Origin of the sequence: Pseudomonas sp. FP2338 (assembly GCF_030687515.1) — a bacterium.
In the GTDB taxonomy this organism is placed as follows: Bacteria; Pseudomonadota; Gammaproteobacteria; order Pseudomonadales; family Pseudomonadaceae; genus Aquipseudomonas; species Aquipseudomonas salomonii.
Map to the genome: position 1 here is coordinate 63,806 of NZ_CP117436.1, position 14,161 is coordinate 77,966.

The following is a 14,161-nucleotide window of genomic DNA, read 5'->3' on the forward strand; positions in this document are numbered from 1 at the left end:
GGCGTTTTACCACGGTGCATGAGAGACCAACTGGCCGCTGAAAAAGCCCCAGGCGATCAAGCCCACGGTGATCGCGGCCAGTACAACACGCACGGTCAAGGCAGTGACGAGGCGGTTGGAGTTGCCCTCGTCCTTGACCAGAAAGAACAAGCCACTGAACAGGCTCACGACAGTCGCGATCAGCATCAGGGCAATGGCTGCTTTGAGCATGGTCAGGTTCCATTCGGGTGGGCGGGCAATGAAAAGGCGGGCAATGAAAACAAGTATAGCCAGCGCCATAAAAGACTTTCGCCCAGGGCTCGCTCCCACGCTGGTGGTGCTGGTGCTGCTGCCGTTGATGGTGGGCCTGGGGTTCTGGCAATTGGCTCGCGGGCATGAAAAACAGCTGCTGGTGGACAGCTATGCCGAACGGCGCTTGGCTGAACCGGTCAGCAGCGTGCAGCTTCAGGGCATGGCTGACCCGGCCTTTCGCCGTGTGCGCCTGCGCGGCCAATTCGACGCCGAACACAGCGTGCTGCTCGACAACCGCATGCGCGATGGCAAGGCCGGTGTTGAGCTCTTGCAGCCCTTTCACGACCAGGCCAGCGGCGAATGGCTGTTGTTCAATCGCGGCTGGCTGCCCTGGCCGGATCGGCGCACGCCGCCCGTGTTCACCACGCCTGAACAACCATTGAATCTGGATGCCTGGGTCTACGTCGCCCCCGGCGAAACCTTCCAACTGCATGCCGACCCCGCCACCACGCAATGGCCGCGCTTGCTTACCGCGCTGCATCCCGCCGCGCTCTGGGCGGAGTTGGGCCGCAACGGTTTCGCCTATGAGCTGCGTGCCGAACCTGGCCCCGGCACCTACGACACGACCTGGCCGGTGGTCGCCATGGGCCCGGAAAAACACTTGGGCTACGCCGTGCAGTGGTTCGCCATGGCACTGGCGTTGCTGGCGCTTTACCTCTACCTCGGATGGCATAACAAAAAGGAGAAACCCCATGGGAGCGGCGATGAATCCACCCAGCACGTCTGAGGCGCCCGACCGGCGCAAAGGCCGCTGGCAGCTGATTTTGATCCTGATGATGGTGATCGGCCCGATGGCGCTCGCCACTTTTATGTACAAGTTGCAGTTCTGGGTGCCCGACAGCCGCAGCTACCACGGCGAGATGATCGGCAACGGCCAGACCCGCGCCGACATCGGCGTGCAGGCCGATGATGAGCGTTGGCAACTGCTGGTTACCGCGCCCACCGCCTGCGCCACCGACTGCCAGCAACTGGTGTACCTGGCGCGCCAGCTGCAAATCAGCCTGGGCCGCGATGCCTCGCGCGCCAGCCATGCCCTGGCCAGCGCGCAGCCGGTGAGCACGGATTACGACGCCAAGCTCAAGGCCGAATACCCGCAACTGCAGCGCTACCCGCTGGACCTGACCACCTTCAGTAAAAACGCCGCCGCGCCGGGAGAGGCGCAACTGTGGATCGTCGACCCGCACGGCAATCTGGTGCTGCGCTACGACGCCAAGGTCAAGGGCAAGGACTTGCTCAACGACCTGCGCCTGCTGCTGAAACTGTCGAACATCGGATAAGGGCATCGTCATGGCCAAACCTGGATTTCGCCTCGCGTTGTTTGCCACCTTGCTGGCGCTGCTGGTCGTGTTGCTCGGCGCCTACACGCGCCTGACCCACGCAGGCCTCGGCTGCCCGGACTGGCCCGGCTGCTACGGGTTTATCAGCGTGCCGCAAAGCGAAGCCCAGCTGGCGCATGCCGAGCTGCATTTTCCCGATACGCCGGTAGAGGCCGACAAGGGCTGGGCCGAGATGACCCATCGCTACTTTGCTGGCACCTTGGGCTTGCTGATCGTGCTGCTGGCGGCGCGCTCGTGGAGCCATCGGCGTGATCCGGGGCAGCCAGTAAAATTGCCGCTGTTTGTGTTGGCGGTGGTGTTTGCCCAGGCGGCGTTTGGTATGTGGACGGTGACGCTGAAGTTGTGGCCGCAAGTGGTCACGGGGCATTTGCTCGGCGGCTTTGCCACATTGAGCCTGCTGTTTCTGCTGACATTGCGACTGTCCGGCGTGCTGCCCGCATTGATCGTGCCCAAGCGCCTGCAATATTGGGCCACAGCGGGCCTGGTGCTGGTGATCGGGCAGATTGCGCTGGGCGGTTGGGTCAGTTCCAACTACGCGGCCGTGGCCTGTGTCGACTTGCCGACGTGCCATGGCGAGTGGTGGCCGGCGGCGGACTTTGCCAACGGGTTTCACCTCACCCAGCATATCGGCCCCAATTACCTCGGCGGCCAGCTCGACAGTGAAGCCCGCACGGCCATTCACCTGACCCATCGCATCGGTGCTGTGCTGGTGACGCTGGTGCTGCTGGGGCTGGCCTGGCAATTGCGCGCAGTCGGCATGACGCGGCTGTCGGGCCTGCTGCTGATCGCCCTCGCGGCGCAAATCTGCCTGGGCGTGAGCAATGTGGCGTTCGGCTTGCCACTGCCGGTGGCGGTCGGGCACAACGCAGGCGGGGCGGGTTTATTACTGACGCTGGTGCTGGTCAATTACCACGCCCGTACCAGCCTGGTCCGGGTGCGCAATCAGCTGCCGTTTGGCTGGCGCTTTATCCCGCGCAAGCATGTGTCGGGCCTCATCACCCTTAAAGGAGAGATGCCATGGCGACCTTGATCGGCGCGCGTCACGATCAGGCGATCTGGCGCGATTACCTGGAGCTGACCAAGCCGAAAGTGGTGGTGCTGATGCTCATCACGTCCTTGGTGGGCATGTTCCTCGCGACCCGCGCCGGGGTGCCGTGGACGGTGCTGGTGTTCGGCAATTTGGGCATTGCCCTGTGCGCCGGTGGCGCGGCAGCGGTCAACCATGTGGTGGATCGGCGCATCGACGCGGTGATGGCGCGCACCCATAAACGGCCGCTGGCAGAAGGGCGCGTGTCGCCCGTGGCGGCATTGGCCTTTGCATTGTTTCTGGCTGTTGCAGGTTTGGCCTTGCTGCTGGCGTTCACCAACCCCTTGGCGGCCTGGCTCACGCTGGCCTCATTGCTGGGTTACGCGGTGATCTACACGGGTTTCCTCAAGCGTGCCACGCCGCAAAATATCGTAATCGGCGGCCTGGCCGGTGCTGCGCCGCCGCTGCTCGGCTGGGTCGCGGTTACCGGGCATGTCAGCGCCGAGCCGCTGCTGCTGGTGCTGATCATTTTTGCCTGGACCCCGCCGCACTTCTGGGCTCTGGCCATTCACCGCAAAGAGGAATACGCCAAGGCCGATATCCCGATGCTGCCGGTCACCCACGGCGAGCACTACACCAAGGTGCATATCCTGCTCTACACCTTCGCCCTGCTGGCGGTGAGCTTCATGCCCTATGTGATCCATATGAGCGGCCTGCTGTACCTGGCGTGTGCGCTGGTGTTGGGCGGGCGCTTTCTGCAATGGGCCTGGGTGCTGTACCGTGGCAGCAAGCCGCACGCTGCGATCAACACCTTCAAGTACTCTATCTGGTACTTGGTGCTGCTGTTTATCGCGCTGCTCGTCGACCACTACCTATTGTTGAACCTATGACTCGAACTCAAAAAACCGTCTTTATCCTGGTGGCCATCGTCGCGTTGATCATGGGCCTGACCGTTAACAAAGTGCTCAGCGGCAAAGGCCAGGGCGACCCTACCGCACTGATCGACGCCGGCATTATCCTGCTGCCGCAAAGCCGCCAGCTGCCGCCGGTGACCATGACCAATCAGGACGGCCAGCCAGTGGTGGTCAATGAGTTGAAAGGCAAGTGGAGCCTGCTGTTCTTTGGCTACACCTTCTGCCCCGACATCTGCCCGACCACCCTCGCGCAACTGCGCCAGATCAAGAGCGAGCTGCCTAAAGAGGCGGTGGATAAGTTGCAGGTGATCCTGGTCAGCGTCGACCCCAACCGCGACACACCGACCCAGCTCAAGCAGTACCTGGGCTACTTCGACCCGCAATTCGAAGGCCTGACCGGCGCGAATGTGGAAGATGTGCAGAAAGTCTCGAATGCGGTTAGCATTCCGTTTATTCCGGCCGATACCAGCAAGCCCAACTACACAGTGGACCACAGCGGCAACCTGGCGCTGATCGGCCCGGATGGCACGCAGCGTGGGTTCATACGTGCGCCGTTGAATAACCAGAAGCTGGTGGCGCAGTTGCCGGGTTTGCTACAGCGCAAATAAGCCGGTCACCGCCTTAGCAAACTACACAAATCACCTGTGGGAGCGGGCTTGCCTGCGATAGCGGTGGACCAGCTTGCATCTCAGTTGCTGACCCACCGCCATCGCAGGCAAGCCAGCTCCCACAGTGGTTTTGTGCAAGGTTTGAACAGGGAGTCGTCGGAGATTTCCCACGTGTTGTCGCGCTGTGCGTGAACTTGTTGGACGGTCTTGGGGTGGCTAGTCTTTGGCCTGTCGCTGCAAATTCAGTGACAGGGCGTAGGAACCCTTTTATGTACCCTTGGCGTCATAGCGCCATCGTCTGATTGCGGCGTTTTTTTTGTGCCCGTACTATCAGTCGCGGCGGCTATGCGCGGGCACGTTTCGACGTGGCTGAGATCCCTGGGTACTCGGTTCCTACCCCGCGTATGGCTGCCACCCATGCCCGTAGGAAGGCTGTTGGCAGCTCCTGTTCATACCCGGAGTTGTCCCAATGCAATCACTTACCCCTGATCCACCGATCACACCCAAAGTCTTCACCCGCCACCATCACCAGCTGCATGCCGTGCTGGTCGACAACCAACCCTGGTTCAGCGCCTCCGACATCGGCCACCTGATGGGCCTGCACCTAAACCCTGCGTTACTGCGCAAGCTCGATCCCGACCAACAACACACCCTGCCCCTGATCACTCATGGCCACTGTGCGCCGACGTTGATGGTCAGTGAGTCTGGCGTCTACGCGCTGCTTATCTACCACTACTACCCGGAGAATCGGTGCCTGCGCCAATGGCTGACCCATGAGGTGGTGCCAGCTCTGCGCTGACAGCAAAAGCCACACAAAACAAATGTGGGAGCTGGCTTGCCTGCGATAGCGGTGGACCAGCTTGCATCTCAGTCGCTGACCCACCGCCATCGCAGGCAAGCCAGCTCCCACAGTGGTTTTGTGCAAGGGTTGAGCGTCGAGTCAGAACTCAAGATCTTTCAATCAACACAAAACAAATGTGGGAGCGGGCTTGCTCGCGAAGGCGCAGTGTCAGTCGACTAATAAGTGACTGAACCGCCGCCTTCGCGAGCAAGCCCGCTCCCACATTTTTTGATCTTCGGTGTTGTGAAGATCGAGTTTGATCAGAACGCCGGCAGAATTGCGCCTTTGTACTTCTCAAGAATGAACGCTTTCACTTGCGGCGTGTGCAGGGCTGCAACCAGCTTCTTCACGGCGTCGGAATCCTTGTTGTCGTCGCGGGTCACCAGGATGTTCACGTAAGGCGAGTCGTTGCCTTCGATCACCAGGGCGTCCTTGGATGGGTCCAGCTTGGCTTCAAGAGCGTAGTTGGTGTTGATCAGCGCCAGGTCGACCTGGGTCAGCACGCGCGGCAGGGTCGCGGCTTCCAGTTCGCGGAATTTCAGGTTTTTCGGGTTGCCGCTGATGTCCTTGATGGTCGACAGGATGTTGGTCGGGTCCTTCAGGGTGATCAGGTTGTGCTTGGCCAGCAGCAACAGGGCGCGGCCGCCGTTGGTGGCGTCGTTCGGGATCACCACGTTGGCGCCATCTGGCAGGTCTTCCAGCTTTTTGTACTTGCTGGAGTAGGCGCCCAATGGCTCCAGGTGTACCGCTGCAACGCTCACCAGGTGAGTGCCCTTGGTTTTGTTGAACTCATCCAGGTACGGCTGGTGCTGGAAGAAGTTGGCGTCCAGGCGCTTTTCAGCCACCTGTACGTTTGGCTGCACGTAGTCGGTGAAAACTTTGACCTGCAGGTCCACGCCTTCTTTGGCGAGTGCAGGCTTCACGAATTCGAGGATTTCCGCATGGGGCACCGGCGATGCAGCGACTGTAATAGTCTCGGCAGCGTGGGCAGAAAACGCGGCAACGGCGGCGAAAGCAACCAGTAGTTTTTTCATCCAACAAGCTCCTTGTTCGGGCATGTGCCGGCGGGGGCCGGCAATGGCCGTTATTTTCGAGAGTAGTGTGTCACCAGCTTATCGCCGATGGTTTGCAGAATCTGTACCAGCACAATCAACATCACCACGGTGACGACCATTACGTCATCCTGGAAGCGCTGGTAACCATAGCGGATCGCCAGGTCACCCAGCCCGCCAGCACCCACGACGCCAGCCATGGCGGTGTAACCCACCAGGGCAATGGCAGTGACGGTGATTGCCGCAATGATGCCGGGTTTAGCCTCGGGCAGCAGTGCCTTGGTGATGATCTGCCGAGTGGTGGCGCCCATGGCTTGAGTCGCCTCGATGATGCCGCGATCCACCTCGCGCAATGCGGTTTCCACCAGTCGCGCGAAGAACGTCGAAGCGCCCACCACCAAGGGTGGGATCGCACCGGCTACGCCGAGCGAAGTGCCGGTGATAAAGATCGTTGTAGGGATCATCACAATCAGCAGAATGATAAACGGCAGAGAGCGTATGGCGTTGACGATAAATGCCAGCACGCCATAGGTGGCTTTCTGCTCGAGCAACTGACGTGGGCTGAACAGAAACAGCAGAACGCCCAGCGGCAAGCCGACCAGTACGGTGAAAACCAGCGAGGTGCTGAGCATCAGCATGGTGTCGCCGGTGGCAACCCAGATGTCGGCCCAGTCAACTTTGTCGAAATAATGCAGTAACGCGTCCATTAACGCAGTACCTCCATGTGCACATCGGCTGCGGTAAAGCGGGCGAAGGCCGCTTCCATGTCACCGCCGGTGATGGCCAGGGTCAGTTGCCCGTAGGGGGTGTCTTTGATGTGGTCGATGCGACCGGCAAGGATGCTGTAGTCCACTCCCGTTTCGCGGGCGACGGTACCCAGCAATGGCGCGTAGGTCGCTTCGCCCTGGAACGTCAGGCGCACGATGCGGCCCGGTACATGGGCAAACACGTCACGCTGCTCGCCTTCATCGACTTGCTCGGCTTCTTGCACGAAGCGCTTGGTGGTCGGGTGCTTGGGGTGCAGGAACACCTCGGCCACCGAGCCTTGCTCGACGATCACGCCGGCGTCCATCACGGCGACCTGGTCGCACACGCGGCGGATCACGTCCATTTCATGGGTGATCAGTACGATGGTCAGCTTCAACTCGCGGTTGATCTCGGCCAGCAGTTTGAGCACCGAGGCGGTGGTTTGCGGGTCAAGGGCGCTGGTGGCTTCGTCGCACAGCAAAATCTTCGGTTTGGTCGCCAGGGCGCGGGCGATGCCGACGCGCTGCTTCTGGCCGCCGGACAATTGCGCCGGGTACTTCTTGGCATGGTCCGACAGGCCTACGCGGGCGAGCAGTTCAGCCACGCGCAGGTCGATGTCTTTACGCGATAACTCGCCGGCCAGGGTCAGCGGCAATGCCACGTTGTCGGCAACGGTCTTGGACGCCAGCAGGTTGAAGTGCTGGAAGATCATCCCGACTTGCTGGCGAAAACGGCGCAGGCCGTTGGCGTCCAGGGCGGTGACTTCTTCACCGTCGACGTTGATCTGACCGCCGCTTGGCTGCTCCAGGCGATTGATCAGGCGCAGCAGGGTACTTTTGCCCGCACCGGAGTGGCCAATCAGGCCGAACACCTGGCCGTTCTCGACGCGCAGGCTGGTGGGGTGCAGTGCGGGGATTTCCTTACCGGCGACGCGGTAGGTTTTATGGACGTTATGAAACTCGATCACGTAGCGAACCTTGTGGGGCGCATGGAAAAGGGATCAGCGGTTAGCCGGGCGCGCATTTTAGCCTGTCCGTATAGCGTTTCTTAGCATTTATTTCGCATTCAACCAGTGATTTGGCAATAACGCGATCAAAGGTCATAAAAAAGGAACGGCTAAAAACCCCATCAGTCACTACATAAGCAACGCGATTTCCTCAGGTGCCGTGCCTGGGGTTTTGCTCAAACGAGCCGGGGGTCCGCTCTGGCCACTTTGATTAAGGAGTTTTGCCTGATGAGTACCAAGAAGCCAGCCACCCCGCCCAAGAGTGAGCTTGCGGGCACCGATACCCTGGACCGTGGCAACACCAACGCCAAGCTGCAGGCCCTAGAAGAATTTCGCTCCGATGCGACCGGGCAGGCACTGCGCACCAACCAAGGCGTAAAGATTTCCGATAACCAGAACACCCTTAAAGTCGGCGCCCGTGGCCCATCGCTGCTGGAAGACTTCATCATGCGTGAAAAAATCACGCATTTTGACCATGAGCGTATCCCGGAGCGCATCGTGCATGCCCGTGGCACCGGCGCCCATGGTTATTTCCAGACGTATCAGAACCATTCGGCGCTGAGCAAGGCCGGGTTCCTGCGCAACCCGGAGCATAAAACCCCGGTGTTCGTGCGTTTCTCTACTGTGCAGGGCCCGCGTGGTTCGGGCGATACCGTGCGCGACGTGCGCGGCTTTGCCGTGAAGTTCTTCACCGACGAAGGCAACTTCGATCTGGTGGGCAACAACATGCCGATCTTCTTCATTCAGGATGCGATCAAGTTTCCGGATTTTGTGCATGCGGTAAAACCTGAGCCCCATAACGAGATTCCTACCGGCGGCTCGGCCCACGATACGTTCTGGGATTTCGTCTCGCTGCAGCCGGAATCGGCGCATATGGTGTTGTGGGCCATGTCTGACCGTGCCATTCCGAAAAGCCTGCGCTCGATGCAGGGGTTTGGCATTCACACCTTCCGGTTGATCAATACCGAAGGTAAGTCCAGCTTCGTTAAATTCCACTGGCACCCGAAAGTCGGCACCTGCTCGCTGGTGTGGGACGAAGCGCAAAAGCTTGCCGGTAAAGACACCGACCACCACCGTCGCGACCTGTGGGAAGCGATCGAGGGCGGCGACTACCCTGAGTGGGAATTGGGCGTACAAATCGTTGCCGAAGAGGACGAGCACAAGTTCGACTTCGACCTGCTCGACCCGACCAAGATCATCCCCGAAGAGCTGGTGCCAATTACGCCGCTGGGCAAAATGGTGCTCAACCGTAACCCGGACAACTTCTTTGCCGAGGTCGAACAGGTCGCCTTTTGCCCAGGCCACATCGTGTCGGGTATCGACTTCACCAACGACCCGCTGCTGCAAGGCCGTCTGTTTTCCTACACCGATACGCAGATCAGCCGACTCGGTGGCCCGAACTTTCATGAGCTGCCGATCAACCGGCCGGTCACGCCTTTCCATAACGGCCAGCGTGATGCCCAGCATCGCACGGTGATCGACAAGGGCCGTGCGTCTTATGAGCCTAACTCGATTGATGGCGGTTGGCCGAAAGAAACGCCACCAGCGGCTCAAGATGGTGGGTTCGAAACGTATTACGAGCGTGTCGACGCCAACAAGGTGCGTGAGCGCAGTGAATCGTTCGGCGACCATTTCTCCCAAGCCACGCTGTTTTTCCACAGCATGAGCCACCACGAGAAAGAGCACATTATCGCGGCCTATAGCTTCGAGTTGGGCAAGGTGGAGCGTGAGTTTATTCGCGCACGTCAGGTCAACGAGATCCTCGCCAATATCGACCTGGAACTGGCCAAGCGCGTGGCGCAGAACCTCGGTTTGCCGGCGCCGACCAAAGGCACAGTGCCGCCACGCAAGACGTCGCTTAAAGAGTCGCCGGCGTTGAGCCAGGTGAACCTACTGTCGGGCGATATCAAAACGCGCAAAGTCGCGATTCTTGCGGCTAACGGTGTGGATGGCGCGGCGATCGCGGCGCTGAAGACGGCGCTGGCCGCCGAAGGTGCGCATGCCAAGGTGCTGGGGCCGACGTCGGCACCGGTGAAGACTGCGGATGGCAAGAGCCTGCCGGTGGATGCGTCGATGGAAGGCATGCCGTCGGTTGCGTTTGATGCGGTGTTCGTACCGGGCGGTAAAGAGTCGATCAAGGCGCTGAGCGGTGATGGCGTGGCGTTGCACTTCCTGTTGGAGGCGTACAAGCACTTGAAGGCGATTGCGGTTGCCAGTGAGGCCAAACCGTTGCTGGATCAGCTTAAGCTGGAGGCGGATGCGGGGTTGATTGTTGGCGCGGATGCCAAGGCGTTCAAGGCATTCTTTGCGGCGATTGCGCAGCATCGGGTGTGGGCGCGGGAGCCTAAGGCCAAGGCGATTCCGGCTTAAGCTTTTGGTTGTTTGTTAGATTGCTATCGCAGGCAAGTCGAATCGTCGCACCGCAGCTCCCACCTTTTGAACTGTGAATACATTCAAATGTGGGAGCTGGCTTGCCTGCGATGGCTTTACTCGGTTTTGCGCGGAATTAAAACAACCTGCGCCGGGATGTGTTTCACAATCTGCCGGTGAATCTTCAGGTCATACGCCGAATCAATGCGCTTCACCCGTTTGGTCAGCAACGTGGCCAACCACGGGTAATCCTGGGTGCGCGGCGCTTGAATGGTCACATCGCACTGGTAATTCACCACATCGGTGGCGATCGCATCCAACTGATGGCGAAGTTCTTCAATATTGGTGAGGTTCAGCGCAACCGTGGTGCTTTGAGCCGCCGGGTCGATGACCTTGGCGGGTGGCTTGGCTTCAGCGGCTTTCAGGGCGGCTTCGGCTTTATCCAGCTCGGCTTTGCGGGCGTGGCTGATGGCGCTGTTGACGCCGCCAGTGAGCGCCGGAGCCTTGGGCATCAAGGCGCGTGCGCGGCTTAACGCCGTAGCGGCGGCATTCACATCACCTTTTTGCAACACGATCTGGCTGCGCTGCAGGTAGGCTTCGGCCAATTGGCGCTGATAGTTTTCCAGCGCCGGGTCGTTGGGCGACTGGGCTTGCAGCGAGGCCAGCTCGTCTTCGGCGGTGGCCAGCTCACTGCTGGCCAGGTTTTGCTCCAGCTGCGCGATGGCCGCAGCACGCGGGTCCGGTGCCTGAGGGGCTGCGGGCGGTGTGCTTTGGCAGGCGCCCAGCAGCAGGGAAAATGCGGCAAGGAGCAGATAACGGGAGTTGAACGGCTTCATTCCTGCGACTCTCTATTTGCGCAAAAAGCGAGCAAGTCTACACCCCTCGACGGGGCAGGACAAAACTCAGCAGAAACAGGGCGGCGGCCGTGACCACAATCGACGGCCCGGCCGGCGTGTCCTTGAACCAGGACAGCGCCAGGCCCCCGCACACGGCGAGCATGCCCAGCAGGCTGGCGCCGATCGCCATCTGCTCGGGTGAGCGGGCATGGCGCTGGGCGGCGGCTGCGGGAATGATCAACAGCGACGTGATCAACAATACGCCGACAATCTTCATTGCGACAGCAATCACCACCGCGATCAGCAGCATCAGGGTCATGCGCAGCGCCGGCACGGGCAAACCTTCCACGGTGGCGAGCTCTTCGTGCACGGTAATTGCCAGCAACGGGCGCCACAGGGTCACCAGCAGCACCAGCACAGCGGCGCTGCCGCCGAGGATCCAGGCAAGATCGGTGGGGCTGATCGCCAGTAAATCGCCGAACAGGTAGGCCATCAGGTCGATGCGTACTTCATGCATGAAGCTCAGCACCACCAGGCCCAGCGACAGCGTGCTTGGCGCGAGGATGCCCAGCAGCGTGTCCGAGGCCAGCGGCTGGCGCTGTTGCAGGGTCACCAGCAGCACTGCCAACAGCAGGCAGCCTACGGTGACGGCGATGGTCGGGCTTACATCCAGCAAGAACCCCATGGCCACGCCCAGCAGCGCGGCATGCGACAACGTGTCGCCAAAATAGGCCATGCGCCGCCAGACCACGAACGAGCCCAAGGGGCCCGCCACCAGTGCCAAAGCCAAGCCTGCCAGCAGGGCGTAGAGCAGAAAATCAGCCATGCTTGCAGCTATCTCCATGAACGTGGGGTTGAGGCGTAGCGGGATCGTCGACCACGGCGCCATGCAAATCATGGGCGTGGTCGTGATGGTGGTGGTAAATCGCCAGGCTCTGGGCGTTTTTGCCGAACAGCTCGACGAATGCCGGGTCGCCGCTCACCTGTTCCGGGTGGCCGGAGCAGCACACGTGGCGGTTGAGGCACACCACTTGATCCGTGGTGCTCATCACCAGGTGCAAATCGTGGGAGACCATCAGCACGCCGCAGCCATGGCGGTCGCGCAGGCGGGTGATCAGGCTGTACAGCTCGGCCTGGCCGGCAACATCGACGCCTTGAACGGGCTCATCAAGTACCAGCAGCTCGGGTTCGCGCAACAGGGCGCGGGCCAGCAATACGCGCTGCATCTCGCCGCCGGAGATGCTCTGCACCGGGCTGTCGATGACCTGTTCGGCGCCGACTTCCTTGAGCGCCGCTTGGGCGCGCGCGCGGTCGACGCCAGGCACCAGGCGCAGGAAGCGCAGTACGGACAGCGGCAGCGTTGGATCGACGTGTAATTTTTGCGGCATGTAACCGACGCGCAGCTTGGGCTTGCGCCACACGCTGCCAGTGTCGGGCTTGAGCAGGCCAAGCACGGCGCGCACCAGCGTGGTCTTGCCGGCGCCATTGGGGCCGATCAGCGTCACGATCTGCCCCGGCTCGACGCTCAGGGCGATGTTATCCAGCACGTTTTGCCCGGCGAACGTGACCCCGACCTGCTCCAGGCGGATTAACGCGTTGCTCATCAAGCCCCCTGGCAACCGGAGCAGAGCCCCACCACTTCGACCGTTTGCCCTTCGACCTTGAAGCCCACGTCGGCGGAGCTTTTGACGATGGCGTCGCTGATGCTTTTTTGTTCAAGCTCGATGGCGGCATGGCACTCGCGGCAGATCAGGAACTGGCCCTGGTGCGCGTGCTCCGGGTGGCTGCAGCCGACAAAGGCGTTGAGCGAGGCGATGCGGTGTACCAGGCCGTTTTCCAGCAGGAAGTCCAGCGCGCGGTACACCGTCGGCGGCGCGGCACGGCGGCCGTCCTGCTCGCTGAGCACGCCAAGAATGTCGTAGGCGCCCAGCGGCTTGTGACTTTGCCACACCAGCTCCAGCACCCGACGACGCAGGGCGGTCAGGCGCAAGCCTTTCTGCGCGCACAGGGTATCGGCCTCCGACAGCGCGGTGTGCACGCAGTGAGAGTGGTCGTGGGGACGGCTGGCAAGCGGTGTTTTAGGCATGAGCGGCGACAGACATTTGATAGAGACGTTATTATGTTACCTGTTCCTACGCCATTGAGTGGTCATCGTGTCCCGACTTTTTCCCGTTTTTGTCGTATTTGTCACCAGTTTGTTCATCGCCGGGGCCGCTCAGGCTGAGGTCAAGGTGCTGACCAGCATCAAACCGTTGCAGTTGATCGCCGCTGCTGTGCAGGACGGCGTGGCGATTCCAGAGGTGCTGTTGCCGCCGGGCGCATCGCCGCATAACTATGCGTTGCGCCCATCCGACGTACGGCGCGTACAGTCGGTGGACCTGCTGTATTGGATCGGCCCGGATATGGAGAGCTTCCTGCCGCGCGTACTCAAGGGGCGCAGCCTGCCGACTGTGGCAGTTCAGGACTTGCCTGGGATGAAGTTGCGCCGGTTCGCCGAAGATAGCCACTCCCACGCCGATGATGCCGACGAACACGACCACGATCATCGCCCAGGCAGCCTGGATGCGCACTTGTGGTTGTCAACGGTCAACGCTCGGGTGATTGCGGCGCGTATGGCGTCTGACCTCAGCACTGCCGACCCGGCCAACGCCGCGCGTTATCAGAGCAACGTGAAGGCATTCGATGAGCGCCTGGATGCGTTGGATGCACGCTTGAAGGCGCGTCTGTCCACCGTTGGCGACAAGCCGTACTTCGTGTTCCACGAGGCATTTGACTACTTCGAAGACGCTTACGGGCTCAAGCACACCGGCGTGTTCAGCGTGGCCGCCGAAGTGCAGCCGGGCGCCCAGCATGTGGCGGCGATGCGTACACGTTTGCAGGAAGTGGGTAAGACCTGTGTGTTCAGCGAGCCGCCGCTACGGCCGCGTTTGGCCGAGACACTGGTGGCGGGCTTGCCGGTGAAACTGGCGGAGCTGGATGCGTTGGGTGGCTATACCCCGGCGACAGCGCAGGGTTATGAGCAAGTGCTGGAGAAGCTGGGGAATGACTTGGCCGGGTGCCTGGAGTCGCTCTGACAGCCACACACTAACCAATGTGGGAGCTGGCTTGCCTGCGATGGCGGTGTGTCAGTCA

The 14,161-nt window shown here is 61.0% G+C and carries 16 protein-coding genes; 8 read left to right on the top strand and 8 right to left on the bottom strand.

The window, feature by feature from the left end; genetic code table 11:
- Window positions 1-6: 6 nt before the first annotated feature.
- Window positions 7-210 carry a twin transmembrane helix small protein gene (locus PSH96_RS00310; protein WP_016969525.1) on the bottom strand — a complete coding sequence of 68 codons (204 nt, stop codon included), beginning with the start codon at window positions 208-210 and terminating at the stop codon, window positions 7-9.
- A 43-nt stretch (window positions 211-253) separates the two neighbouring features.
- Here PSH96_RS00310 and PSH96_RS00315 point away from each other — a divergent pair, with 43 nt between their 5' ends.
- The 6 genes from PSH96_RS00315 to PSH96_RS00340 all read left to right on the top strand — a co-directional run bounded on the left by PSH96_RS00315 (window position 254) and on the right by PSH96_RS00340 (window position 4,976).
- Window positions 254-1,018: an SURF1 family protein gene (locus PSH96_RS00315; RefSeq protein ID WP_305456851.1), complete on the top strand. Its 765-nt coding sequence runs from the start codon at window positions 254-256 to the stop codon at window positions 1,016-1,018.
- Window positions 984-1,568: a hypothetical protein gene (locus PSH96_RS00320; protein ID WP_305456852.1), complete on the top strand. Its 585-nt coding sequence runs from the start codon at window positions 984-986 to the stop codon at window positions 1,566-1,568. The genes PSH96_RS00315 and PSH96_RS00320 overlap by 35 nt, the downstream gene beginning before the upstream one ends.
- A gap of 10 nt (window positions 1,569-1,578) precedes the next feature.
- The gene (locus tag PSH96_RS00325) at window positions 1,579-2,658 is read left to right on the top strand and encodes a heme A synthase (RefSeq protein WP_058420534.1); all 1,080 of its coding nucleotides are present in this window, start codon (window positions 1,579-1,581) and stop codon (window positions 2,656-2,658) included.
- Window positions 2,646-3,545 carry a heme o synthase gene (gene cyoE, locus PSH96_RS00330; protein ID WP_305456853.1) on the top strand — a complete coding sequence of 300 codons (900 nt, stop codon included), beginning with the start codon at window positions 2,646-2,648 and terminating at the stop codon, window positions 3,543-3,545. The genes PSH96_RS00325 and cyoE overlap by 13 nt, the downstream gene beginning before the upstream one ends.
- Window positions 3,542-4,177: an SCO family protein gene (locus tag PSH96_RS00335; protein WP_056861000.1), complete on the top strand. Its 636-nt coding sequence runs from the start codon at window positions 3,542-3,544 to the stop codon at window positions 4,175-4,177. The genes cyoE and PSH96_RS00335 overlap by 4 nt, the downstream gene beginning before the upstream one ends.
- 469 nt (window positions 4,178-4,646) lie before the next feature.
- Entirely contained in the window at window positions 4,647-4,976 is a 330-nt protein-coding gene (locus PSH96_RS00340) for a Bro-N domain-containing protein (protein WP_370694319.1), read from the top strand.
- A gap of 302 nt (window positions 4,977-5,278) precedes the next feature.
- On the opposite strand, the gene PSH96_RS00345 is transcribed toward PSH96_RS00340, so the two are convergent.
- From PSH96_RS00345 to PSH96_RS00355, 3 genes are read right to left on the bottom strand one after another with little or no spacing between them, the layout of a single operon-like run.
- Entirely contained in the window at window positions 5,279-6,052 is a 774-nt protein-coding gene (locus PSH96_RS00345; protein ID WP_305456854.1) for a MetQ/NlpA family ABC transporter substrate-binding protein, read from the bottom strand.
- Between the two features lie 50 nt (window positions 6,053-6,102).
- Window positions 6,103-6,777 (bottom strand): methionine ABC transporter permease, encoded by a 675-nt coding sequence (locus PSH96_RS00350; protein ID WP_065931971.1) that lies wholly within the window; start codon window positions 6,775-6,777, stop codon window positions 6,103-6,105.
- The gene (locus tag PSH96_RS00355) at window positions 6,777-7,784 is read right to left on the bottom strand and encodes a methionine ABC transporter ATP-binding protein (RefSeq protein ID WP_017139103.1); all 1,008 of its coding nucleotides are present in this window, start codon (window positions 7,782-7,784) and stop codon (window positions 6,777-6,779) included. The genes PSH96_RS00350 and PSH96_RS00355 overlap by 1 nt, the downstream gene beginning before the upstream one ends.
- Before the next feature lie 267 nt (window positions 7,785-8,051).
- Here PSH96_RS00355 and katE point away from each other — a divergent pair, with 267 nt between their 5' ends.
- A complete protein-coding gene (gene katE / locus PSH96_RS00360) occupies window positions 8,052-10,193 on the top strand; it encodes a catalase HPII (protein ID WP_305456856.1) in 2,142 nt (713 codons plus the stop codon).
- Between the two features lie 116 nt (window positions 10,194-10,309).
- Here katE and PSH96_RS00365 read toward each other — a convergent pair whose 3' ends face one another.
- From PSH96_RS00365 to zur, 4 genes are read right to left on the bottom strand one after another with little or no spacing between them, the layout of a single operon-like run.
- Window positions 10,310-11,029: a PA5502 family lipoprotein gene (locus tag PSH96_RS00365; protein WP_305456857.1), complete on the bottom strand. Its 720-nt coding sequence runs from the start codon at window positions 11,027-11,029 to the stop codon at window positions 10,310-10,312.
- 37 nt (window positions 11,030-11,066) lie between these two features.
- A complete protein-coding gene (gene znuB, locus PSH96_RS00370) occupies window positions 11,067-11,855 on the bottom strand; it encodes a zinc ABC transporter permease subunit ZnuB (RefSeq protein ID WP_058421933.1) in 789 nt (262 codons plus the stop codon).
- On the bottom strand, window positions 11,848-12,633 hold the full coding sequence (znuC, locus tag PSH96_RS00375) for a zinc ABC transporter ATP-binding protein ZnuC (protein WP_056861008.1): 786 nt from the start codon (window positions 12,631-12,633) through the stop codon (window positions 11,848-11,850). The genes znuB and znuC overlap by 8 nt, the downstream gene beginning before the upstream one ends.
- Window positions 12,633-13,115, bottom strand: a complete 483-nt coding sequence (zur, locus tag PSH96_RS00380; RefSeq protein WP_056861009.1) for a zinc uptake transcriptional repressor Zur — start codon at window positions 13,113-13,115, stop codon at window positions 12,633-12,635. Before zur ends, znuC begins: the two co-directional genes overlap by 1 nt.
- A 58-nt stretch (window positions 13,116-13,173) precedes the next feature.
- On the opposite strand from zur, the gene PSH96_RS00385 reads away from it, so the two are divergent.
- Window positions 13,174-14,103, top strand: a complete 930-nt coding sequence (locus PSH96_RS00385; RefSeq protein WP_069785817.1) for a zinc ABC transporter substrate-binding protein ZnuA — start codon at window positions 13,174-13,176, stop codon at window positions 14,101-14,103.
- Window positions 14,104-14,161: the final 58 nt, after the last annotated feature.